The following is a 25,712-nucleotide window of genomic DNA, read 5'->3' on the forward strand; positions in this document are numbered from 1 at the left end:
ACCGTTAGAGAGATGCTTTTCTTATGGGATGCAGTTCACGTCGACATATTGCAATCCATCCTTTCATCCTACACAATAGAGCTAGCACGGGCTGAAGTTAACGGATATCATGCAGGCCCAGACATATTAAAGGAGAGACTTATGCAATATTCAAAGGGTGAACTGCGCAGAGCACAAACATTGGAACTGATTAAATCGCATGGAAAAATATCGCTGCAAGAGATTGTCCAGACGGTTGGCTGCTCGGAAGCAACCGCAAGAAGAGATTTGGACGCACTTGAAAAAGCGGGCGAGATTATTCGAACAAATGGGGGAGCCATATATGAAGGGGGTCTGACGTCGGCGGTATCGGAGCTGCCTTTTGCAGCGAAACGCGATTTCCGACGGATGGATAAGGAACGGATCGCTGCCACGGCCGCATCCCTTGTTAAAGAGGGAGACATTATCTGCCTGACGGGAGGTACAACGACGTTCTTTATTGCGAAAGCACTCAAAAAGCAACGTAATATTACGATTGTCACCAACGCGGTGAATATCGCTTATGAATTGGCTGATGCCGAAGATATTCAGGTCGTGGTTATTGGCGGCGTTATGCGTTCCAAAAGCTACGAGTTATGCGGTCCGCTGGCAGAAAGTGTGATCGACAAAATTAACATTACGAAAATGTTTCTCGGGGTGGACGGAGTAACGCAAAATTTCGGCTTTTCGATGCATTCCGAGCTTGAAGCTCGTATTGCCCAATTAACAATGGAACGTTCCAGCGAAGTTTATGCTGTATTCGATCAAAGCAAGATTGAGAAAAGTGCTTTGTTTACGATTGCTCCCTTAACACAGGTGACAGGGGTAATTACGAATAAACAGCCGGAGGGATGGTTTGAGCAGGCGTGCCGGGAGCATCAGATTGCAATACATACAGCGACAGACCCCATTGCTTCTATATAAATACGCGTAAAACTCAAACGCCCTTCCCTTCATATGCTGGCTAATTTGCAGGACAAGGGAGGATATGCGAATGCATTTTTCCAAGTTTATGCTAATCATTGCGATGGTTTGTGTTGTATTCGCTGAAGCGGGCTGTTCCAGCTCCTCCTCATCCGGCGGCGATACATCCGCAGACCCGCAAGGCAAGGTGAAGCTGGTCTTTTGGAGTCATCAGGAAGACGCCATTGTGGGCGCATACAAGAAATTAATATCCAAATACCAGACCTTGCACCCCGATATAACGATCGAGTATCAGACCTTTCCATATGATGTATACAGCCAGAAGCTGAAAGCCTCATTCTCCGCGAAAAAACCACCCGATATTGCCGAATTTTTCGGCACGTGGGTACCCGAATATTCCAAGAACGATCTGCTTGTCGAAATCCCTGATAGTGAAAATGTGAAAAAAGAGTACTATGATGCCCCCTTGGGGGGATATTTGCGGGATAACAAGCTATACGGGCTGCCACTTGAATACAACATTGAGAACGGTGGCATGCTGATTCACCCGCAGATGCTCAAAGACCAAGGCTTCGATCACGCACCGTCCAACTGGACAGAGCTTGTGGATTACGCCAAAAAATTGACTGTCCGCGAGAACAATGTCATCAAAGTCAAAGGCTTCGATTTTGTATCAGCAGACAATATTACATTTACTTTCTTATCCCTTATTTTGCAGCAAGGCGCAACTTTTATGGGTGAAGACGGACATGTTAATTTCCACTCACCGGAGGCGGAGAAAGCGATGTCCACCCTGGTCTCGCTCGTGGCCGATGATCAAGTTACGGATTTAACCACTTTTGGCGGTGAGCTGGATACCTCTGACTATTTTTTTCAGGGGAAATCAGCCATGACCTATCGCGGTCCCTGGACGATTGCTGCGGGACAGAACAACTATAAGGTTGATGATTTTGAATACGTTTCGGTACCTTCCTTTACGGAAAATCCGCCCGTTTTTGCTGCCGAATCCGGTTGGGGGCTTGCGGTGTCCAAGAAAAGCAAACAGCAGGAGGCTGCACTTGATTTCATCCAATTCATCTCGGAGAAGGACAATCTCTCGACATGGAATACGGACACTTTTACCGTTCCAGCCAAAAAAGAAATTGCCGAAAACCCGGAGTTTCTGAAGAACAATCCTCATCTAAAGCCTTCGCTGGACATATTGGCGTTGGGTCAATGGATCGGGCCTATAGCAGACCGAGATTTCTTCTTCAAGCAGGTTAACGACAATTTCCAGCTGATGGCCAGTGGAAAGCAGAGTGTCGAGGACGGATTGGCGAATATCGAACAGACGATCAACAATAATCAGGATCAACATAAGTGATAGGGGTGCTGGGGCATGAGTACTGCTATATCTACCAACAAGGCGGACAAGGTTAACCCAGCGGTAAAGTCAACAGCTTACAGGGCAAAACGAAGGTTCATCATCATCTCACTCGTACCGATCTTGCTTCTGTTCGGGGTGTTTGCTTTCCTTCCCATCGCGTGGAGCCTGGGCTTGTCCGCATTCAAGTATGACCCGCTCAGCTCAAACGCGATATTTGTGGGGGCGGAGAACTATATCCGCATGTTCCAGGATTCCATCTTTCTGAAGTCACTGTGGGTAACCTTCAAATTTGTATTTATCGCTGTATTGATCAACATTGTCATTACGCTTTTAATTGCTTCAGCGATTCAGCGAGTCCGTATCCCGTGGCTTAAAAATGGCTTTCGGACCGTATTCTTTCTTCCCACGATCGCTCCGCTGGCGGGAACGGCCATCGTATGGAATACCATGTTCAATTACAATGACGGCTTGTTCAACATGATTCTCGCTAAGCTGAATATGGCGCCGATCCAGTGGCTCAGTGATCCGCATTATGCGCTCTACTCCGTCATCATGATGACCTTGTGGGCTGATATTGGCTATAATATCGTTCTTTTCATTGCGGGACTGGATTCCATCCCGGATATGTACTATGAAGCAGCAACGCTGGAGGGGGCGGGCCGATGGCATGTCTTTCTTCACATCACACTGCCACTGCTGCGCAGAACGTTGCTGTTTGTATCCATCACGACAGTTGTTTCCTATTTTCAGGCCTTCCCACAATTTCAGATTATGACCAAGGGCGGACCCTTCAACGAAACACGAGTGCTGTCACTGCAAATCTATGAACAGGCATTCTCCAGCTCCAATATGGGGTACGCATCTGCTATGGCAACCGTGTTTCTAATGATCATTCTGCTTGTGACGCTGCTGCAACTTCGATGGGGACGCACGCAATGGGAACATTGAGAGGAGAGGGGAGAAGAAGCCGATGCCGCGTAAATTCAGCCTGTGGGAAGGGTTTACTATCGCAGTTCTTGCAGTTATAGCTTGTGTTATGCTTTTGCCTTATGTCTGGATGGTGCTGTCATCGCTGAAAAGTAACATGGACATCGTCTCGGGTTCCGGCGGTTTTTTTCCAAGTAAGCCGAGTCTGGACGGATACCGAACGGTTTTTAGCGAGGCGCCGTTTGTTACGTGGCTGCTGAACAGTCTGGTGACTTCCGTCATCATAACGGTGGTCACCCTGTTTACCAGCGCTCTAGCCGGATATGTATTTGCCAAGCATCAGTTTAAAGGCAAGAAACTGCTGTTCATTCTGATCCTGGCAACCATGATGATTCCCTTTCAGGTTATTATGATTCCCACGTATCTGATCACTGCTGAGCTTGGACTGGTTAACCATTTGCTGGCGATTATTTTGCCCAATCTGGTCAGTTCTTACGGTGTATTTCTGGCTAAACAATTCATAGAAGAGATTCCACAGGAGCTGCTGGAGGCAGCGAGGATGGACGGTTCTGGTGAATTCAGGCTGATGCTTCGCATCGTTATGCCGCTTATTCTGCCGATGCTGTCAGCGTTGGGGATATTCACGTTTATGAACTCCTGGAATAACTACCTGTGGCCACTGATTGTATTAAATGATGAGAGCAAGATGACCGTTCCGCTGGCATTGGTCTATTTTAACGGAACGCACCAGGTCAATTACAACGTCGTCATGTCAGCTGCGGTACTGATTACAATACCGGTTATTATAATGTTCCTGATCTTCCAGAAGCAATTTATCAAAGGCCTAGCTATGACGGGCATGAAATAACGGGTGAGGAGAAGAGTTATGACTAAAATCTCAATTATCGGAGCAGGCAGTGCATTTACGCGAGAGATCGCTATGGATATCCTGCTGATTGAAGGCTTGGAGGGTGGCACCATTGCCCTGGTTGATATTGACGAGCGGCGGCTTGAGTTGGCACGCAGGCTGGTGCTTCAGATCGTGGAACGGACAGGGAAGACGTGGGAGGTGATTGCCTCTACGGATCGCAGAGAGGTCATCGGCGGTTCACAGTTCGTGATTAACCAAATTGAAGTAGGCGGGCTGAAGACGGTTCGTTATGAATATGAAATTCCGCTGAAATACGGGGTAAAGCAGTGCATTGGTGATACGCTGGGACCTGGAGGACTGTTCAAGACACTCCGTACCCTTCCCAGCTGGATGGAGATCGTACGGGATATCGAAGCGCTCTGCCCAGACTGCATCATTCTGAACTATACCAACCCGATGTCCGCGGTTACACTCCTGACTTCCCGCATTACGGATATCCCGGTAGTGGGACTATGCCACTCCATTCAGAATACGTCGGCTCAACTGGCCGAATATGCCGGAGTTCCTTATGAAGAGATGTCATGGAAAGCCGGAGGCATTAACCACATGTCCTGGTTTGTGGAACTGTCGCACGCCGGGAGGGATCTGTATCCTGTACTGCTGGAGAACATTCAAACTCCTGAGCTGCTGCGGCAGGACCCGGTCCGCTTCGATGCGATGAAATACCTGGGTGCTTTCGTCTCGGAATCCAGCGGCCATTTCTCGGAATATATCCCGTATTACCGCAAACGCCAATCGCTTATCGACAAGCACTGCAATACAGGTTATAACGGAGCTACGGGGTTCTACGCTGACAACTGGCCGATCTGGCGGAGAGAGAATGATGAGCAGATCGTTTCACAGCTTGAAGGAACGGCACCGCTTGAGCTGAAATCCAGCAATGAATATGCAGCCACGATCATCGAAGCAGTATTGAAGAATGAGCCGAAGGTCATTTATGGTAATGTTCCCAACCGGGGGTTGATTGAAAATCTACAGGCTGATGGTGTGGTGGAAGTGGCCTGTCTCGTTGATGGGAAAGGCATTCAACCTTGTCGCTTTGGAAGATTGCCCGAGCATTTGGCCGCATTGTGCCGCTCGAACATGGCTTTTTTTGATCTGGCTGTGGAATCTGTGCGGAGGGGCGACAGGGAAATGGCTCGTCATGCACTGATGCTCGACCCGCTAACTGCTGCCGTATGCTCCCTGGAGGAGATCGGAAGTATGTTCGATGAACTGTATGAGGCGGAACAGGGATTTGTTCCGGTATTGAAATGATGCAGAGACAGCAAACAAGTCCCGTTGTTGTCATCGCTGGCGAGCTAAATGTAGACGTTATTGTATCGGGAACGGATGTCATGCCGGAATGGAATCGGGAGAAAATGGTTGATGGCTTCGAGATAGTACTTGGTTCCTCTTCAGCAATAACGGCCTGTGCGCTGGCAAGCCTGGGAGCGGATGTGAGATTCGTTAGCGTAGTGGGAGATGACGATTTCGGCAAATTCTGTATAGCTGAGCTGCAGCGTATGGGCGTGAATACAGAGCATGTAACGCGATTGTCTGGCATCAAGACAGGGGTAACCCTCTCGCTCTCCACACCTGACGACCGCGGGTTGCTAACATACGCTGGAAGCATCCCGTTGTTGAAACCGGATTATATTCCAGACTCGCTGTTGCAGCAGGCCACGCATCTTCATTTTGGTTCCTATTATTTGCAGGATGGAATGAGACCTCATTGGAGAGAGCTCTTTACAAGATTGCGGGCAGATGGAATCAGCACGTCTTTTGATACCGGCTGGGATGTATCCAATCAATGGGACCGAGAAGGGATAAGTTCACTGCTGACCGTGACGGATTTGTTTATTCCCAGTGAGGATGAACTGCTGCACATTTTCCCTGCCGACGGGGTAAGCCATGTGCTTGATTCCATGCTTCCTGCTGTGGCAGGAATTGTAGCGGTCAAACAAGGGTCAAAAGGTGCTACACTACGCGAACTGGACGAAAGTACAATATCGGCCAGATCTTACACGTTGACCCCAGTCGATACGACTGGAGCAGGCGACTGTTTCAACGCAGGCATCATATATGGATACTTGCTTGGGATGCGAAGCGGTGAACTGCTGCAATTTGCCAATGCATGTGGAGCATTGTCCACACTTGGCATTGGTGGCACAGGAAGCCTGCCGACGATGGAATCTGTGCTTCTTTTGCAGGCTGAACATGAACAATAAATCCTGATTTTAATCTAACACAACCAAATGGATCAAAGGGAGCTGAGGATATGTTGAAATTCGGTAAAACATTGCTGGTGGGATTAAGTATGGCAGTAGGGATAGGTTTGGTTTCAGGAATTGAATGGTCCTCATCTGCTGGTGCAGCAGGTACGGATTACTACGTGGCGACAAACGGAAATGACTCCAATGCGGGAACAAGCAGCGCGCCATGGAAGACCCTTCAGCACGCAGCGGATGCTGTTCCAGCAGGCAGTACAGTGCATGTTCGTGGCGGCGTGTACAACCAGAAGCTGAAGATCACCCGCTCAGGCTCCGCTTCACAGGGACCGATTGTATTCACTAACGATGGCACGGAGACTCCGATTATTGATGGCACAGGACTTTCGGTTAGTGGGATTGAAGGGTTGATTGACCTGACCGATGTAAATTACGTTACCCTTCAGGGATTTGAAATTCGCAATTATACTACAGCTACCAAGGACGTCATGCCCGTAGGCATTTATGTTCACGGATCAGGCAGCTTCATCAATTTGTCGGGCAACAAAGTCCATGATATCAAGAACACAGCCACTCCAACTGGCAGTGATCTGTTGGGTCGTGATGCACATGGGATCGCCGTATATGGTACAAAGGCACCGGACTCCATCCACGATATTACGATTAATGGTAATGAACTGTACAATCTCGTGCTCGGCTCCAGCGAATCGCTGGTTCTTAACGGGAACGTGGACACCTTCTCGGTGACGAATAATGTCATTCACGATAACGACAACATCGGTATTGATCTCATCGGTTTTGAGGGGAAAGCACCGAATACGGCTAACGATCAGGTACGGAATGGACTCGTGAAGGGGAACAAGGTCTACAATATCTCTTCAAACAATAATCCTTCTTATGGAAAGTCACTTCCGAATAACAGTAATGCGGCCGATGGCATTTATGTCGATGGTGGCAAGGACAGTATTATTGAACAGAACTACAGCTACAACAATGATATCGGTATCGAGATTGCGTCCGAGCACGCCGGTAAATCCACCAGCAATATTACTGTTCGCAGCAACGCAGTCTACAACAACCGACTCACCGGCATTGCGATGGGCGGGTATGATACCAAACGCGGCTCCACAGTAAACTGTAAGATCGTTAACAATACCGTATACAAAAATGATACGCTTGGCGATGGCAGCGGCCAGCTTTTCGTTCAGTATGACACGCAAAACAACGTAATTAAGAACAACATTTTCGTAGCCAGCTCCACAGATGTATTGATTTACAATGAATACACCAAGAATTCCGGAAACGTTGTGGATTATAATCTTTATTTCGCCCCTGGCGGCAGTAATGGAGCGAGCTGGACATGGAAAAATAAAGATTATACAGGATTCTCCGCTTATAAAACGGGAACTGGCAATGACGCGCATTCCTTGTTCATTGATCCCAAATTTGTGAATGCTTCAGCATACGATTTCCATCTTCAATCTTCATCTCCAGCGATTGATGCCGGGAACACGGACAATGCCATTATCGGAACACTGGATATTGAGGGGAAACCGAGAGTACAGGGAGCTGCCGTGAATATCGGTGCTTACGAGTGAGACTTATAATCGAACGAATGGAAAGATACAAGTATCCATGGTGGACAAACCCTGTTCGATTACGACTGTCTCATTTAACGAACGGATCCATTTTTGTCCGCTGATTCAATAAGTTAACGGGCAGGTCACCTATGTGGCCTGCTCGTTTTTTTGTGCAACGGAGAAACAAATGGGTTGGAACCTAACCAAATCCAACTCATTTTTAATGGTGCAACGATCATATTTGTCCCTGTGATTGATGCTAATACATGGGCCACCTAAATTTATACAATTGCGGAGTTTATTCTGATATACTAGATGCTTATTTAATATGGATGTTGGAGGGAGGTGAAGATAGAAATGGATAGGCGGGAAGTTGTGTATTATGCTGCTTTATTTGTCTTTGGCCTTGTGATGCTGTGGAATGGACAATCGATTTTTCTGGTCGCAGGCATGATGCTTGCTACCACTCTTATTGCTTTTACCATTTACGTTTGGTATCCCATGGCTTGGGAAAAAAGGATGGATCGTGTAGAGAATTTTTTACGAAGAAATCATTATAAACCCTATATCTATTTTTATTATGTGACTGCCAACAGACTTGATGAAGAAGTCGAAATCACGATGGAGAAACTCAGAAACAATTCAACGAATAAATCAATGCAAGCGATATATCAGGCAGCTTACGGTGTTTATCGCAAGGATATGTTTATTGTTCGGCAAGCCGTACCCAATATGCGCAGATCCGATTATCGTACATATTACGAAACATGTCTACTTATAGAAGAAGGGATGGGTGAGCAAGCCAGGGAGCACCTGAAATCCATTAGAAGACGATGGATGCAATCTGCACTGCTGGCCGAAATTGAACGTAAATTAGGTCATCGTGAGATGGCCATTCAGCACGCTGAGGAAGCAGTGAGTGCCACCAACGGTGCCCAGCGTTATATGCTGGTTAAAGAGTATGAAAGATGTTATGCAGAAGAATAACACGTACCATCAAAGAACCGCATTATGAAGAGTCTAGTACAGTTGCGCTCTCAACAATTGAAAGAAGCCCTTCCTTTGTAGCATGGACGTGTCATGCAACCATTTCGTGAAGGGCTTCTTTTGTACATTCTAATTCAGTGCAGTTTACCTGACTGTTCTTTCTGTGAATCATTTTGATTCCGTATCTTCCTGTCATTCTTATCTCTGATCCTCGTTACACGCATAATGCAGCAGCATATGCACCAATTGCTCCGTCATCTGATCATCCGGAGGGTAAAGGTCATTGGAGCGGCTTGTAACCATTTTCTGAAGCATGCCCATCATCACCGTGAAAATAAACTGTGCAAGCTTGAGCGGAGGGGAGGGATTTTGGATGCTGCCATCAGCAATCCCTGTAGTTAGTGCCCCCAGCAGGAAGTGATTTTCCTTACCGTTATGGGTGAAACGGTCATACACTTCTCTTAACTCCGGATGAAAATCATAAACCTCATAATTAATATCAAATAATTGAATAAAGCGTATATGGTCGGGATGATTCTGTGCAAAATGGACCCACGCGTTCAACATAGCTGCAAGCTGCTCACGACCATTCTCATTCGGGATAGCGGCATGCCTGACATGATCCGTTAATTTCTCAACCAGCTGCATCTGTACCGTAAGCAGCAGCTCATCCATCGATTGAAAATGTTTGTAGAACGTCACTCGGCTAAGCTCCGCCTTGGTACATACGTCCTTGATTTTCACCTGAAGCAATCCGTACTTCAAAAAGAGCTCCTTGCCTGCTTCAATCAGATCATCACGATGTTGGTTCTTTATCTGCTGATGCCAGTTTTCATTCACTTGTATAGGGCAGTCCTTTCCTGGAACGATGTGCTTTCAACGTAAGGGAACATGCGGCCAGAAGCATAATGGCACCAAAAATATACGGGAAGTTCACGTTTTTGTCAAACAGCAGACCGGCTACCAGAGGGCCGAACACCGTACCAAGACTGGAATAGGTTGTATTTAATCCGGATGCATATCCTTGTCGATCTCCTGCGTTTTTGGAAATAAGCGAGCTGACTGTCGGCCGCAAAAAAGCATTAAAAGCAAAATACAGTGCCGATGCGAATAACAAGAACAGCAGGTTGACCTTAATTAACATCAGCAAGAGCGCAATGGGTGTAATGATTAAGGACAGGCGAATGAGCTTGATCTCTCCCATTCTTTTCACAATGAAGTCCAGCAGCCAAATTTGCACTACAATACCAATGATCGCTCCCATCGTAATGATGATGGAGATGGTTGAAGCATTAAAGCCGTATTTATGCTCGGCAAAAAGAGAGAAGACCGTCTCGTAGCTCATCAGACCAAAGGTCATCACCAGAATAATCAACAAGTAGCCAAAATAGGGAACCTGGAATGAACTCCAGAATTGTTTTCCGATAGCGAACCCTTTCCCTTTCGAATGAGAGCTCGTCCTTTTCTCAGGCGGAAGTGTCTCAGGAAGCAGCAGCGTGAGCAAGGCTGCAACAAGTCCCAATCCGGCAGCAAAGAAATAGGGCATGCGCACACCCATCTCCGCAATCAAGCCGCCAAGACCGGGTCCAAGCACCATACCGAGGTTCATGGCGGCACCGAAATAACCCATGCCCTTTGCCCGGGTCTCCGGTGTTGTAATGTCGGCAACATAGGCCAGATTGGCCGGAACCATCAAACCCAGACTGATTCCGCCGATGAAACGTGCGATATAGAGGAGAGGCAGGGAGGTGGACAATGCAAATATGATATCCGACACAACAACAAGAAACATGCCGGCCATAATCAATTTTTTTCGTCCAAAGCGATCAGCCCATTGTCCTCCGAGTGGAGAGAAGAGGAATTGAGCAGCTCCGAATGCAGCTACCAAAAATCCGGCAACCGTACCTCCTGCATGAAAAAGCTTAAGGTACTCAGGCAATATGGGGATCAACATGCCTTGCCCCAATAAGGCAATGAACAGATTTAACATGAGAATAAAAAGCGGGAATCGGACGGACTTGGGTAGTGAACTCATGATGAAACATTCTCCTTTGTTTACACAGTGTTAACCTTTACAATCTGTAAACCATCATAATATGCTATAATCCCAGTTGTAAATACATTTTTTTGGAAGAAGGGTGAAACTTATTGATTGACCACAACAATCTGGAAGAATACCAGGAGCCCATGAACTATGATCTGGAATTTGGCGGTGAGACCGGCAAGTATGACTTTTTCCTTGAGTTGGCAAAGAGCCATCCGGGGAACGTGCTTGAGCTTGCTTGCGGAACCGGATTAACCACCATTTATTTAGCCGAAGCGGGCATTCAGATAACCGGTGTGGATATCGTAGAGCCCATGCTGGCTTATGCGCGGCACAAAGCGAAGGATCTGCCGGTTGAATTTATTGAAGCAGATGCTCGGACCTTTGAATCTGATCAGCGCTTTTCCATGATTTATTTGACAGGAAACGCATTTCAGGCATTTCTGAGCGATGAGGATCAGATTGCGTTGCTGCAAACCGTTTATGCCCATCTGGAGCCTGGCGGCATATTTGTTTTTGAGATGAGAAACCCGGAAGGCAATGATTTGTCTGACGAGGAAGAAGAGAGTTGGGGCACGTTTGTCGATACGGATGGCGTCACCGTCAAGGTATCCGGAACCCAAACCTATGATGCGGGGAAGCAGATCATGCACTGGGTTACGATTCGGGATTGGGGACACCGCAAAACCATATCTCGAATTGCCTGCCGCTTTACGGATAACAAGGCCCTTCAGCATCTGCTGACAAGCCATGGCTTTATCGTAGAACATCAATATGCGAACTGGGATAAAACATCTTTTGAACCATCAAGCCCGCTAGTGATCAGCGTATGCAGGAAAGTATAAAGTTGAATTGAGATTACATAAGAAGAAAGGGAAAGGTTTGACATGACAATATAAAAATGCGGTTGTATCTCGTTTGTTGAAGCGATGGATTTCATAAATTTGCGGCCCGTGAATGAAAAATTGTCACTTGTTTCTGAACGTGTGTATACGATAGGTCTGGACTGCTCATTCTATAATTCTTCCTGTCAGACAATCCATGCGTGGCATCGCATCGGTTGTCTTTTTGTGTTGAACACCAATGTATGTATTTCAAAAGCACGTAGACATTCCGTCTCTTGAAATTCAATATGTCCATTTAGTAGAATGATTGAGCACATACGCTTGGATAGATAAGGTTACGCTATAATGGGGGTGTTTGGATGAAACGCATCTTACTTGTAGAAGATGACGAAAATTTTGTATTCGGGATAGAGTATACCTTGACGAATGAAGGTTATGAGGTCGTTCATGCCGGAAGCCTGAAGGAAGCCAGAGCTGCGCTCGCACAGACGGAAGTGGATATTATTCTGCTGGACATTAATTTGCCTGATGGAACAGGATATGAATTGTGCAGGGATATTCGCATGGATTCTCAGGTTCCTATTATTTTTCTGACTGCACTGGACGAAGAAACCAACGTGGTCGCGGGACTCGATCTGGGTGCAGACGATTACATGACCAAGCCGATCCGCACCAAGGAATTGCTTTCCAGAATCAAAGCGGTTTTGCGGCGTCATCCTCACCCTGAACAGAAGTCGAATATATGGAGGTCCGGTGAATTTGAAGTTCGGGTCCTTGAAGGGGCCGTTCTCAAAAATAAAAAGGAAGTTTTGCTGACCAGCATGGAGTTTCGGCTGCTCCTGATGCTGATGTCCAACCCAAAGCAAATCTGCAGCAGAACCTCAATCCTTGAAAAATTATGGGATGTCTCCGGCGAATTCATTGACGACAATACGTTGTCGGTGCACATTCGAAGACTTAGGGAAAAAGTGGAGCAGACTCCCGCTGCACCTCAATATATTGTTACGATTCGCGGCGTTGGATACAAATGGAATGCTGAAACGACAGGAGTATACAGCTGATGCATGAAGTGATCCGTAATCCGGAATGGAAGTCTGTCGCCGCCAAGTTGATCATATTGCAGCTTTTTTTGGCATTATGCGTATATTTTCTGATGAACGTTCAGCTTCAAAAAATCAATGATGCCATTGTTCATCAACAGGCAGCCTTCGTTGGACAAGTCCTGAGCAAGGAGCCCCAGCTGGAACCACAGCTCATTCATCATGTTACTCAGGGTGCGAATGAAAAGGACATTGCACTGGGTAAACGGATATTGTCCCAATACGGGTATACGGAACAGATGACGATTCAAGATCAGCCTGCACTCTCTGGCACAAGATTGCCTGTGAATGCTGCAGTGATCTGTTTTCTGTTTGGTATCCCTGTATTGTTGCTTTTATTTTGGGAGTACCGCAAACTTTTTTGCAAAATTCGCAATGTTGCGTTTGCAGCAGAGCAGGTCGTTGAAGGTCGCTTTGATACTTCCTTACCGGAAAGCATGGAGGGGGATCTCAGTGCGCTTGGCCACAGCTTCAATCTGATGGCAGGCAGACTGAGTCATAGTGTGGAGCAGCTTAAACAGGAGAAAACATTTCTAAGCCATCTGCTCACGGATATATCGCATCAACTCAAAACACCTTTGGCATCCCTGCTTATTTTTAATGAAAACATGCTGGATAATTCCGAAATGAAATTGGAGACAAGAAAAATTTTTCTGGAGCGAAGCAGGCAACAGATTGAGCGCATGGAGTGGCTGATCATCAGCTTGTTGAAGCTGGCAAGGGTGGAAGCGGGTGCAATTGTTTTTCACAAGCAAAAGGTCAGACCAAAAGACATTGTCGAGTCAACGGCGTTATCTTTGCATGCCTTGGCAGAACAAAAGGAACAGACCATTCTCATTCGGGGCGGGGAAGAGATGTTCCTGCACGCGGATGAAGAATGGTTAACCGAGGCCATCATCAATCTGACCAAAAATGCGCTTGAACACTCCCCGGTGTCGGGCAAGGTGTATATTACACTGGAAGAGGATTCATTGTTTGATTCAATCGTCATTCGGGATGAAGGGGAAGGCATCAAACCGGAGGAGATACCCAATGTATTCACCAGATTTTACCGAGGGAGGAGCAACGCCAAGCCGCATAGTACAGGAGTCGGTCTATCCCTGACCAAATCAATTATTGAAGGTCTGGGAGGCACCATCTCGGTATCGAGTGAACCCGGGAAGGGTTCCGAATTCAGAATTACATTCATTAAAACTGTGCATGAAGAGGAAGCTTACTAAAACGTAAGCTTCCTCTTCACTTTAACGTAAGCTTCCGTGCCTATAATAACTAATATAAGTTACAGCAAACATTCACAACTCTAAAGGAGGCACATGTCTTGGAAATTTTAAAGACCCATGATTTATGCAAAACATACGGAAGCAACGATGCAAGGGTCGAAGCATTGAAGAATATCAACTTAACGGTTGAACGGGGGGAATTTGTCGCCATTGTTGGTGCCAGTGGTTCGGGGAAAAGTTCTTTACTGCACCTGCTTGGTGGTGTGGATCGCCCAACTGGTGGTCAAGTGATCATTGATAACACAGATTTGTATTCTCTTGGTGAGAAAGATCTGGCTATATTCAGAAGACGCAAAATTGGATTTATTTTTCAGGCCTATAACCTGATTCCGGTATTGAGTGCTGAAGAAAACATCAAGCTGCCGATGCTGCTCGACAACAAAAAAACGGACGAAAGCTACGCAGACGAATTAATGAACGTACTCGGTCTGAGTGACAGAAAACTTCATCTGCCAAACCAGTTGTCTGGCGGGCAGCAGCAACGTACAGCTATTGGTCGAGCCTTGATTAACAAACCATCCATCATTCTGGCTGATGAACCTACAGGTAATCTGGACAGCAAAAACAGTAAAGAGATCGTCGATTTGCTCACCTTCTCAGTCCGGAAATATAATCAAACGCTGATCATGATTACGCACGATTCCAATGTCGCCCAAAGAGCCGATCGAATCGTAAACATTAAAGATGGAGTTCTGATGCAGCAATCCGGGGGCAAGCACGATGCATAAGTATACGAGACTTACGGAGAAATATCTGCTCGGTCAGAAAAAACGTTCCATACTTACCATTGTCGGAATCATTTTATCGGTAACGCTTCTCACCGCTGTCGGAACACTCGCCATTAGTTATCAGGACAAGCTGATACGACAGACAACACAGGAATACGGGGATTATGAGGTTTCATTCAAGGGAGTTCCTGGGAAGGACGTTTCCCGTATTATCAACCACGCTGTTATAGGCAGTGCAGGCGTCCTTCACCGCGTCGGTTATGCAGCGATTAGTTCTACAAGTGAAAAAGAGAAAAAGGAAAATCCGTTTTCTGCGCCTTATCGCTATTTAAATGTCAAAGGATACGATTCAGAGGCGATGAATAAGCTGCAGATTCAGCTGGAGAGCGGCCGTTTGCCTCAAAAAGATAATGAAATTATATTGTCATCCTGGAGTCTGGAGTATTTTGCTTCCAAGCCGACAATCGGCGACAACATCACGCTGAACCTCGGTGATCGGCTTGTGGCTTCCACTGGAAAGGTGAAGAGTGCTAATACAATCGGTGATTACGGTTGGGATCTGGATGAGAAGTTCCAGCCGCGAACCAAACAGAAGTATACCGTTGTAGGGATTATGAAGCCTGCCAAAAATGTGACATGGTCGTCAACCTTTATCTATTCAGCCATTACGTATGACGATCATCAAAAGACAGATCCGTCCAAAACGTATTTTATCTATGCCACCATGAAATCAATGGACAACATTCGCGAGAAGAGTGAGGCCATTCTTTCATCCCTGGCTTGGGGAAAAGTTGATCAGGGTGCTGCCCAGGCATTGAATCGGGAAGCGGTCAGCAAGAATGCAAGCATCGAATTTAATAATGAGTTGCTGAAGCTGTATGGAAAGAGTACCTATAAAAATGTTAACCAAAGCTCGCTTCTCGCATTTTCAGCAATTGTTCTCATTATTATGGGATGCACGAGCGCAGTCATATATAATACGTTCCATATTTCGGTGCTGGAGCGCATATCACAATTCGGGATGCTTCGGTGTATTGGTGCAACACCAGATCAGATTCGCAAGATCGTATTGAAGGAAGCAGCCATTCTTAGTTTAGTTGCGATTCCCATCGGTTTATTTACAGGAACGATTCTCATGAAAGTGTTGTTTTATAATATCAGCCTGCTGACGTTAGGCTTCTTGAACGATATGCATATGATTGTTTCACTACCCGTTATGGTTGCTGCAGCGGGGTTAGGATTATTGACTGTTTATGTGTCAGCCCTTGGACCCGCCAAGATGGCTTCCAGCGTTTCACCACTTGAAGCCCTGAAAGCCTCGGGTAGTACGGTAATAGAACCGGGTAGCTTCAAGCGCCAATCTTATATGAGTAGCCGATGGCTGGGTTTCGAAGGACGCTTCGCCAGCAGAAATATACGGCGTAACAAAAAAAGATTTCGGATCACGGCATTCTCCATGATCATTAGCATCGTGTTGTATATCGTATTCAGTGGGCTGGCGAGTTATCTGGAGACAACATCCGCATCCGGCATTGATTACTCCTATTCGCTGGAGTATGAGGGGGCGTCCAAACGCATCCCGAACGCTGTGTACACCAATATGACCACACTTGATGCGGTTGACCAAGCCTATACATTTTATAATCATCAGGTTCAGGCGATCATTCCAAAAGAAAAGGTGAACCCTGAGTATTACAAGGATCGGAAGGGGATGTACACGGTTGAAAAGGAGAACGGATATCGGACAGACAACAACTATCTGGTGTCTTACGGCATTAACGGACTTCATGAACTTCGAACTAAATTGACTTCGGGAAGCATTAATGTAAGCCAAATGAACGATGAAAATGGTGTCATCGTAATCCAAAAAATCAGCATGACAACAGAACAAGGAAAGCGTATGATCATTGATCAAACCCGCTTCAAGGTAGGGGACCGGATTCCAGTACGATCTCTGGAAGGAGATCGGGAATACAAGATGCTTACCGTTGTGGGAATAGCAGATAAAGAGCCGCTCTCCAAGGGATATGGGGAAAGTGCAGTTCTTGAATGGATAACGACACCCCAGGTGATAGAGAACATCACTGGTGATAATTCCTATGGCAGAATATTAATTCAGGCTAATCCGGAGGCAGACAACAAGCCCATTACCAGTTATCTCAAAAGCCTTGTCCAGAAGGATGCAGCCTATAGTTATCGTGATCGGGTAGAAGAAATGAAACAAGACCAAAACGACGCCAAGACCTTGGATATATTCCTGTATGGCTTTATCGGTGTAATAGTCGCGATTGCCTTTCTGAACATTTTAAATACCGTCAGCACCAATCTTATTCTTAGAACAAAAGAATTTGCCGTATTGAAGGCAATTGGTATGACTCAAAGGGAGATTGGTAAGATGGTTCTCCTGGAAGGAGTGTTTTACGGTGTCTTCGCAGCAGTTTATGGAAGCCTCCTGGGAACAGGTTTGAGCTATGGGGTGGCCTATCTGATGAGAAATGCTGTACAGCTGGAATGGGTCATACCCTGGAGCAGCATCGGCATGGCCAGCTTGGGTGCCATCGCCGCCACGCTGATGGCGTCCTACTGGCCATTGAGACGACTAGGCCGTGTTAAAATTACTGACGGGTTACGCGGGGAAAACTAGACCTTGTTGAAAACCTGTCTGCTAGAGCATGTCATTGGCGATCATTCACTGGGCGGTTCTTCAAAAAAAATAACCCCGGTGAAAGTCGCTAATGTCACAGCGTCTCTGATCAGGATTATCCAATATACAACAGGTTTACGTCTTACGTCTGTTAACGTCTTCGGAACGCTCCACCGCGCGCCAGAGCATAGAAAATCAAGAGAGCAATGACCGACCCGACGATCGCGGGTATGATATGAAATCCACCCACTACCGGCCCCCTCGGTCCCAACAGTTCATACCCTAACCATGATCCAATAAAGCCAGCAATGATATTTCCAAGCACGCCTCCCGGCACGTCCCGCCCAATCAGATTGCCGCTTAACCAGCCAATAAGCCCACCGACAATGAGTATCCAGATTAGATACAAGAATTGGTCTCCCTTCCATTGGTTTATTACAAGTTATGTTTCGTCAGGCGGAATGTTGCGGATCATCTGAGAATCAACCATGAAATCATTTCCATTTTAATCCAAGGGTAGTAAAATCGGTTGTACCACCACTCGTATGAATGCTGGTGCAGATGCAGATGGGGATTGGAGTTGGCCGGTATAGAAAGGAGGAGCTCGAATGTTCATATTTCGAAGGCCTTTTAGTTTAGCCTTGTTGATGATGTTTCTGATGTCAGGCTTGGCGGCTTGTTCCGAGTCAGAACAATCGGAAGATAAGGGTGCTGCAATGACAGAGGCTGACTCAACGGAGCTTGTGCAGAGCCTCAGTATGGATCCGGAAGAACCGGCATGGAAGCTGGATACCACACCCGTGAATCTAACGTGGTTCGTTGGAGCCGAATGGTACGGACACACTTGGGGTGAAAGCCTGACTTCCGAATATGTCACCCAAAAAACAGGGGTCAATATCGAATTTGAAGTATCAACTGGTGAACCAAGCGAGATGTTATCACGGATGTTGACGACCGGTAGTCTGCCGGATTTAATAACCATCGGCTCCTGGGAAAGTGCGGTTAACAAGCTTCGGGAGAGCAATCTCATCTATCCTCTGGAGGAGCTAGCCAAGCAGTATGATCCGTACTTTTACAAGGTAGCAGGTGATGGTGCTCTACAATGGTATCGGCAGGAAGATGGCCATACCTATGTCATTCCCAATGATGCGTACAGTCCCGAACAGATGCGTGCAACCGGTTTGACGGGAGCGAACCAAACCTTTCTCGTACGTAAAGATCTGTATGAGTCGATGGGCAAACCGGACCTCAGCACGCCGAAAGGTTTTCTAAATGCACTGCAATTGCTGAAGAATCAATATCCTGTTTATAAAGGCCAACTGATCAGTCCGTTTTGGGCACAGGGGAATGCATCTTACGGGATGACCGAATATTTGCAAAATTTGCTCGCGATCCCCCATGAACAGAACGGTAAAGTATACGACCGAATGACAGATCCCGATTATATTCAGTGGCTGAAAACATTTCGTACCGCTTACGAGCAGGGCCTGATTAACGTTGATTTCCTGGTCGACTCCAGCGCACAGGTGCAGGAAAAAACCAACTATGCCCAATATTTTATGATGATTCGAGAATGGACAGACATAGCAGACCTCAATTCGAAGCTGGCAGTCCGTACGAATCAGAGTTCATACTATATTGCTGTAGATGGACCCCGGAACAGCAGGGGAGAATCCGCCAAACTGTTCCCCGGCAGCATGGATGGCTGGATGGTTACGATGATTAGCAAATCCACCAAGAATCCTGAACGAGCCATCCGCTTCTTGACCTATCTGGCCAGCGAAGAAGGGCAAAGGGATGTATTTCTCGGCAAAGAAGGCGAAACATGGGCGATGGTGAATGGGAAACCGCAGTTGAAGGCGGAAATGGTCCAGTTGCTTGACACGGATAGGGAGCGGCTAGAAAAGGAATACGGCATCATGGATACTTACTGGATGCTGCGAAACCCTGCCTTCGTTAACCAGTGGAGACCGGAGAAGGCGCCATCGGTTAAGCAAATGGAGGATTTCGCGAACAAACAGGCGGATATGGACAGCGGCATCTACAAGGGAATTGATCCTGTAGGAGATTCCGATATAGCCTTATCCTGGTCGCGTATTTCTCAGAATTGGGAAGAAGTGCTGCCTGAACTGATTACGGCCAAAGATGAAGCTGCTTTTGATAAAATTTTCGAAAATTTCTTAACCCGCCGTGTGAATTACGGTTTTAATCAAGTGATGGAATACCGTCAGACAGAGCTGGAGGCGCGAAAAGCCAAGATGGCTGAATAACCATTCCCTGACATCCTCGCTCTCTATCAGATAACAGGTAATATATGGTATAACAAAGGTGGTGAATACATCAGAATGAAATACCTACTAACGAGATTGAGGAAGCTTTATCGCAATGCCCGTATTTCCCAAAAGCTGTTTCTGGCATTTAGCCTGATGATTGCCATACCTGTTATTTTGGTATCCTTTTTATATATTCGGATGCAGGAAACCCAGCTATACAAGGACGCTATGGCAGCAGGCAACAGTCACGTTTCATGGTTAAACGAACAATTGCGCAGTAGAATGGATATCATTGAGAACGCTTCCAACACTGCGCTCACTCAAAAGTCATTTGTAGATTTTATTCATTCCAATATGCTTGTGGATGGACTGCGACTGGTGAAATTTAAGCAAAACCAATTTGAGCAAATGCAAAACATCATTCAAAGCAATGCGATGATTAGTGAGCTCAGCTTTTACGTGGATAACCCAAACTTGTATGAAATCTGGCCTGAAATCTATCATTATCAGAAATTTTGGCCGCAGGATTACTGGACAAAGCTTCGGGATGAAGGTGGTGCGGCTTACCGCTTATTTTCTTTTAAGAATGGTGAACATACACTATCCTACTACCGGCTGGTTCGCCTTCAGGGTCAGGAGAAAAAACGACCTAGTATTATGGAAATTCGCGTCCCGCATCGTATGTTTTTCAGTGATCTGCTCCAGGAGAGCAAGGGAGACTTTTTTTCTGTTTTGATGAACGAAAGCGATCCTCCCCAATATGTGTATAATCCCCAGCATGAGTTTTCTCGACAAGCCGGAGAAGGACTGAACGATATCCTTGACGGTATTCATCGTCAGTTGGATGTACTGCCACAGGAGAATCCCGTTAAGATTAAGTTAGGAGATCAGAGCTACTATGCCCTATATCGCTACATCGCTCCGCTAAACACGTATGTGGTCGATATCGCCTCTCATCAGGCATTGATGAAGGGGCCACGAAGCTGGTACGCATTTGTGGTATCGATTACATTATGTGTATTGCTGCTCATCATGCTGATCGTATCACATACAACTCGGCGCATTTTCCGTCGGCTGGACAGCGTACTGGCTTCAATGCGTCAAGTACGAAAAGGGCAACTGGATGCAATGATTGATACCGGCCTTGATGAGAACGAAAGAGGGGATGAGATCGATGAAGTGGCTGTGAGCTACAACAAAATGTTGCATGAGGTCAGACATCTGATGACGCAGGTTGTGGACAAACAATTGATCGCCAAAAACGCACAGCTGCATTCCCTGCATTCGCAAATCAACTCTCATTTTTTATATAACGCACTGGAATCTATTCGAATGATCGCAGAGGTTCAACGGCAACCCGCTATTGCGAATTCATTGGTATCGTTAGGTTCGCAACTTCGCTACAGCATGCAGTGGCGCAGCGATACTGTTGCGCTTCGTGAGGAACTTGCCAACATTCAAAGCTACATTCAATTTATTAATTTAATGGAAGGCGGCAGCTTCATATTGACGGCAGATCTCCCGCAGGAGGTGCTCCGCTATACTATTCCTAAAATGTGCTTGCAGCCCATCGTTGAAAATACAGTGCATCACGCTTCGCCGTCAGGCGGGAGTGTGTGTATTCAGATCACCGTTTCAGTGCAGAATGACCGCTTGCTCATTAACATACAAGATGATGGAGAGGGATTAGACCCGGAGATGTTAGTTCGACTGCAAGCGGCACTGCGGGGAGACTCGGATTCGCCGATGGTTACCAGCAAGAACGGACTCGGTTTGGAAAATGTGAATAAACGGCTGCAGCTTCATTATGGCGAGGACTGCGGTCTTTGGATTGATAGTGTTCAAGGCGCTTATACCTGTGTAACGATACGTTTACCTTGGGAAAATGTAAATCTTGGAGGGTGGTAGGAGTGATCAATATTCTGGTTGTGGACGACCAAAAGCACATACGTGACGGTCTGCAGGCGATGCTGCATCAATTTCCTCTGGAGCTGAACAACATTTACTGTGCCGCAAGCGGGATGGAGGCGCTAATCCTTTTGCGCAAACATAACATTCATATCGTTCTTACTGACATTAGGATGCCGGACATGGACGGGCTGGCACTGATGGCACAGACCAAAGAGGAGCGCATTGAGGTGGAATACCTTATTATTAGCGGTTATAGTGATTTTACATATGCCCAAAAAGCCATCGAATTTGGGGCAAAGGGATACTTGTTAAAGCCTCTGAAGCGAGAGGATCTGCAAACTTCACTGGAGCATGTATGGCAAGAAATCCAGACACGGCAGGCCCTTACGCACAGTATGCAGCATGTCTCCCGTCTCGCACGAGAGACAGATCGTAAAGGGCTACAAATGTTTATGCAGGGTGCGTTAAACGATGAAGCCTGGATTCTCCAAATTCAGGAACAAACTCCTGCACTGTGGCACCATTATCGCCTATGCTTGCTGCGGGAGAAATGCTGGATTAACCAGCCGGGGGCGAGCAGTGTCCATAGCATGGAAGCTATTGCTTATGGTGTGTTTGGTAGACAAGGTTGTATTTGTCTGCAGCACAGCCCGTACCTAATTCTTGCAGTGAATGCAGCGCTAGATCCGGATGCTTTGCCAGCGGGGCTCAAGGAAGGAATGATCGACGCGATAACCGTTATGACTGACCCGCAGCAAGGATTAAAAACGCTGCCTGGCAGCTATGCACAATTGCTTGAGCTATACCGTCATAGTTACCTGTTTCCGGATCTATGTATCATTCTGCCAGCACATATTGAGCATATGGAGCAGCAGTGGCAACTTCCCTATGAAGAGCTGTATGATCTGTTCCAGTCTGTGGGGACCGACAACAGTGGTAGAATAGCTCAGGGCATTTCCGCAATATTTCACAAAAATGTGCTGCAGCGCTATCATATTCGCTACACCCAGCAGCTCTGCGGCGCAACAGTGCAGATGATGGAGGAGTATGAACAAGTTATTCGCCCCTACATGGGGGAAGAAGCGCTGGATCTTGAATCTTTGCGTAATCTCTTTGATTATCCTGGGATGCGGGATTATATTCAAGCGCTGCAACAGCAACTGCTTCGGCTGAATCAGTTCTATTTTGAATATAAGTGCAGCTATCGCAATTCGCAGGAATTAAATGAAGCCATCCGCTTTATACACGAAAGCTATCATAAGCCGCTGGATCTCGCGATGGTATCCAATCATGTGTCGCTTAATTACGCTTATTTCTCAAATCTGTTCAAGAAGAATATTGGCAAAGGTTTTGCCGAATACCTGCGAGATGTACGTTTGGATAAAGCGAGGCGACTCCTAGCCGAAACCGATCATAAGATTGTTGAAGTTGCTGCTATGGTTGGTTATGAAAACTATAAAAGCTTTACGCGGGCGTTCCGCCTTGCGATGCATATCCAACCCACAGAATATCGACAAATGATGCGCCAAAAAGGAGAACGTGAAGTGCAATACCACAGTACCTATCTATAAATTGAATCAAAACCCAAAAAAATGGGATACAACAAAAATAATTGTACCTTTCAGCGGATTATGCCATTCGATAGAATAAAGATATTCCCCGATGTAAGCGATTACCTTTATGCGCATAGATTGGGAGAAACTATGATCCTATCAAAGGAGGGCAATTATGAAACCATCTCACTTTACGGAGAAACGGGTTATGAAAAAGGTACTTGGCTTGTTCCTAGCGGTTGTGATGCTGGCTAGTGTTGGCGTGCTGCCAGCATCGAAAGTTCAAGCAGCTGGAACGACCGTTACCTCAATGGAGTACTTCTCACCGGCAGATGGACCTGTTATTTCAAAATCCGGCGTTGGCAAAGCCAGCTACGGATTTGTTATGCCTAAGTTCAATGGGGGGTCCGCTACCTGGAATGATGTTTACAGTGACGTGGGTGTTAATGTGAAAGTGGGTAACAACTGGGTTGATATTGATCAAGCCGGAGGTTATATCTATAACCAGAACTGGGGGCACTGGAGCGATGGCGGTTTCAATGGTTATTGGTTCACCCTTTCCGCAACAACCGAAATTCAACTGTACTCCAAAGCGAATGGCGTCAAGCTTGAATATCAACTTGTATTCCAAAACATTAACAAAACAACCATCACAGCGATGAATCCAACACAAGGCCCGCAAATTACAGCAAGTTTCACAGGCGGTGCAGGCTTTACATATCCAACGTTCAACAATGATTCTGCGGTAACGTATGAAGCCGTAGCGGATGATTTGAAGGTATATGTAAAACCTGTAAACAGCAGCACATGGATTGATATTGACAATAATGCAGCCAGCGGCTGGATTTATGATCACAACTTCGGCCAATTTACCGACGGTGGAGGAGGTTACTGGTTTAACGTAACGGAATCGATCAACGTCAAATTGGAATCAAAGACTTCCTCAGCTAACCTTGTTTATACAATTACCTTTAATGAACCTACTAGAAATTCATATGTCATTACGCCATACGAAGGAACAACCTTCACGGCAGATGCGAATGGTTCCATTGGACTTCCGCTTCCCAAAATTGATGGGGGTGCGCCTATCGCCAAAGAACTTGGTAATTTCGTATACCAGATTAATATCAATGGCCAATGGGTGGATTTGAGTAACTCCAGTCAGAGCAAATTTGCATACTCCGGAAATGGCTACAACAATATGTCGGATGCCAACCAGTGGGGATACTGGGCCGATTATATCTATGGTCTTTGGTTCCAGCCAATCCAGGAAAATATGCAGATTCGTATCGGCTATCCGCTGAACGGACAGGCGGGTGGAAATATTGGCAACAACTTCGTCAACTATACTTTTATCGGCAATCCAAATGCTCCGCGTCCAGATGTATCCGATCAAGAGGATATCGCGATCGGAACACCAACCGACCCGGCAATCGCGGGCATGAACCTCATCTGGCAGGATGAGTTTAACGGAACTGCGCTGGATACAAGTAAATGGAACTATGAAACAGGATATTATCTCAATAACGATCCCGCTACTTGGGGATGGGGAAATGCAGAACTGCAGCACTACACAAACAGCACCCAAAATATTTATGTACAGGACGGAAAGCTGAATATCAAAGCCATGAACGACAGTAAATCTTTTCCGCAAGACCCGAATCGGTATGCACAGTATTCTTCAGGAAAGATTAACACCAAGGATAAACTGTCCTTGAAGTACGGCAGAGTCGATTTTCGTGCCAAGCTTCCTACAGGTGATGGTGTATGGCCAGCACTGTGGATGCTTCCACAAGACTCGGTATACGGCACTTGGGCTGCATCAGGTGAAATTGATGTTATGGAAGCGAGAGGCCGTCTGCCTGGATCAGTAAGCGGTACCATACACTTTGGTGGACAATGGCCCGGGAACCAGTATTCGGGCGGCGATTATCACTTCCCGGAAGGGCAAACTTTTGCCAATGATTATCATGTATACTCGGTAGTCTGGGAAGAGGATAACATTAAATGGTATGTCGACGGCAAGTTTTTCTATAAAGTGACTAACGAGCAGTGGTATTCCGCAGCTGCACCGAATAATCCGAATGCACCATTTGATGAGCCGTTCTATCTCATTATGAATTTGGCAATCGGCGGAAACTTTGACGGCGGCCGTACTCCGAACGCGTCCGATATCCCGGCAACCATGCAAGTGGATTATGTACGTGTGTATAAAGAACAGTAAGAAAACAGCTGTTTTGGAGTCGTGTCTAGGCGACTCACCATAGTTTTCGGTGATGAGGCAAGATGAACGGAGAAGACAGGGAAGACCAACAACAAAAATGTTGTTGGTCTTTCTTATTTGAGCAGGTAGCCGGTTAGTCTCAAGCGAAAACTCTCTTCTCTACAATA

At 46.4% G+C, this 25,712-nt stretch carries 20 protein-coding genes; 17 read left to right on the forward strand and 3 right to left on the reverse strand.

What is annotated here, in order from left to right:
* Positions 1-141: 141 nt before the first annotated feature.
* The 8 genes from BMY78_RS10730 to BMY78_RS10765 all read left to right on the forward strand — a co-directional run bounded on the left by BMY78_RS10730 (position 142) and on the right by BMY78_RS10765 (position 8,943).
* Positions 142-942, forward strand: coding sequence for a DeoR/GlpR family DNA-binding transcription regulator (locus BMY78_RS10730; RefSeq protein ID WP_090897855.1), 801 nt, complete (start codon positions 142-144; stop codon positions 940-942).
* Positions 943-1,012: 70 nt separating this feature from the next.
* On the forward strand, positions 1,013-2,305 hold the full coding sequence (locus BMY78_RS10735) for an ABC transporter substrate-binding protein (RefSeq protein WP_090897858.1): 1,293 nt from the start codon (positions 1,013-1,015) through the stop codon (positions 2,303-2,305).
* Between the two features lie 15 nt (positions 2,306-2,320).
* Positions 2,321-3,256, forward strand: a complete 936-nt coding sequence (locus tag BMY78_RS10740) for a carbohydrate ABC transporter permease (RefSeq protein WP_090897861.1) — start codon at positions 2,321-2,323, stop codon at positions 3,254-3,256.
* A gap of 22 nt (positions 3,257-3,278) precedes the next feature.
* A complete protein-coding gene (locus tag BMY78_RS10745; RefSeq protein WP_076288557.1) occupies positions 3,279-4,103 on the forward strand; it encodes a carbohydrate ABC transporter permease in 825 nt (274 codons plus the stop codon).
* Between the two features lie 18 nt (positions 4,104-4,121).
* Positions 4,122-5,423 (forward strand): alpha-galactosidase, encoded by a 1,302-nt coding sequence (gene melA, locus BMY78_RS10750; protein ID WP_090897864.1) that lies wholly within the window; start codon positions 4,122-4,124, stop codon positions 5,421-5,423.
* Entirely contained in the window at positions 5,420-6,376 is a 957-nt protein-coding gene (locus tag BMY78_RS10755) for a carbohydrate kinase family protein (RefSeq protein ID WP_090897867.1), read from the forward strand. The genes melA and BMY78_RS10755 overlap by 4 nt, the downstream gene beginning before the upstream one ends.
* Before the next feature lie 50 nt (positions 6,377-6,426).
* The gene (locus tag BMY78_RS10760; protein WP_090897870.1) at positions 6,427-7,974 is read left to right on the forward strand and encodes a right-handed parallel beta-helix repeat-containing protein; all 1,548 of its coding nucleotides are present in this window, start codon (positions 6,427-6,429) and stop codon (positions 7,972-7,974) included.
* Positions 7,975-8,313: 339 nt separating this feature from the next.
* Positions 8,314-8,943 (forward strand): hypothetical protein, encoded by a 630-nt coding sequence (locus BMY78_RS10765; RefSeq protein ID WP_090897873.1) that lies wholly within the window; start codon positions 8,314-8,316, stop codon positions 8,941-8,943.
* Between the two features lie 198 nt (positions 8,944-9,141).
* Here BMY78_RS10765 and BMY78_RS10770 read toward each other — a convergent pair whose 3' ends face one another.
* Complete coding sequence (locus BMY78_RS10770; protein ID WP_090897876.1) at positions 9,142-9,783, reverse strand: TetR/AcrR family transcriptional regulator; 642 nt, start codon at positions 9,781-9,783, stop codon at positions 9,142-9,144.
* Positions 9,776-10,978, reverse strand: a complete 1,203-nt coding sequence (locus BMY78_RS10775) for an MFS transporter (protein WP_090897879.1) — start codon at positions 10,976-10,978, stop codon at positions 9,776-9,778. Before BMY78_RS10775 ends, BMY78_RS10770 begins: the two co-directional genes overlap by 8 nt.
* A 113-nt stretch (positions 10,979-11,091) precedes the next feature.
* On the opposite strand from BMY78_RS10775, the gene BMY78_RS10780 reads away from it, so the two are divergent.
* From BMY78_RS10780 to BMY78_RS10805, 5 genes are all read left to right on the forward strand, one after another.
* Positions 11,092-11,832: a class I SAM-dependent methyltransferase gene (locus BMY78_RS10780; protein ID WP_256222050.1), complete on the forward strand. Its 741-nt coding sequence runs from the start codon at positions 11,092-11,094 to the stop codon at positions 11,830-11,832.
* A 359-nt stretch (positions 11,833-12,191) separates the two neighbouring features.
* Complete coding sequence (locus BMY78_RS10790) at positions 12,192-12,893, forward strand: response regulator transcription factor (protein WP_090897885.1); 702 nt, start codon at positions 12,192-12,194, stop codon at positions 12,891-12,893.
* On the forward strand, positions 12,893-14,152 hold the full coding sequence (locus BMY78_RS10795; protein WP_090897888.1) for a HAMP domain-containing sensor histidine kinase: 1,260 nt from the start codon (positions 12,893-12,895) through the stop codon (positions 14,150-14,152). Before BMY78_RS10790 ends, BMY78_RS10795 begins: the two co-directional genes overlap by 1 nt.
* Positions 14,153-14,250: 98 nt before the next feature.
* Positions 14,251-14,940 (forward strand): ABC transporter ATP-binding protein, encoded by a 690-nt coding sequence (locus BMY78_RS10800; protein ID WP_090897891.1) that lies wholly within the window; start codon positions 14,251-14,253, stop codon positions 14,938-14,940.
* The gene (locus tag BMY78_RS10805) at positions 14,933-17,584 is read left to right on the forward strand and encodes an ABC transporter permease (RefSeq protein ID WP_090897894.1); all 2,652 of its coding nucleotides are present in this window, start codon (positions 14,933-14,935) and stop codon (positions 17,582-17,584) included. Before BMY78_RS10800 ends, BMY78_RS10805 begins: the two co-directional genes overlap by 8 nt.
* A 151-nt stretch (positions 17,585-17,735) precedes the next feature.
* Here BMY78_RS10805 and BMY78_RS10810 read toward each other — a convergent pair whose 3' ends face one another.
* Positions 17,736-17,993, reverse strand: a complete 258-nt coding sequence (locus BMY78_RS10810; protein ID WP_090897897.1) for a GlsB/YeaQ/YmgE family stress response membrane protein — start codon at positions 17,991-17,993, stop codon at positions 17,736-17,738.
* Between the two features lie 199 nt (positions 17,994-18,192).
* On the opposite strand from BMY78_RS10810, the gene BMY78_RS10815 reads away from it, so the two are divergent.
* The 4 genes from BMY78_RS10815 (at position 18,193) to BMY78_RS10830 (ending at position 25,545) form a co-directional block, all read left to right on the forward strand.
* Entirely contained in the window at positions 18,193-19,854 is a 1,662-nt protein-coding gene (locus BMY78_RS10815) for an extracellular solute-binding protein (protein WP_090897900.1), read from the forward strand.
* Positions 19,855-19,929: 75 nt separating this feature from the next.
* Positions 19,930-21,765, forward strand: a complete 1,836-nt coding sequence (locus tag BMY78_RS10820) for a sensor histidine kinase (protein WP_090897903.1) — start codon at positions 19,930-19,932, stop codon at positions 21,763-21,765.
* Between the two features lie 2 nt (positions 21,766-21,767).
* Positions 21,768-23,339: a response regulator gene (locus BMY78_RS10825; protein WP_143067018.1), complete on the forward strand. Its 1,572-nt coding sequence runs from the start codon at positions 21,768-21,770 to the stop codon at positions 23,337-23,339.
* 157 nt (positions 23,340-23,496) lie between these two features.
* Entirely contained in the window at positions 23,497-25,545 is a 2,049-nt protein-coding gene (locus BMY78_RS10830) for a glycoside hydrolase family 16 protein (protein ID WP_256222052.1), read from the forward strand.
* Positions 25,546-25,712: the final 167 nt, after the last annotated feature.

The organism is Paenibacillus sp. OK076 (assembly GCF_900110055.1).
GTDB lineage: Bacteria > Bacillota > Bacilli > Paenibacillales > Paenibacillaceae > Paenibacillus.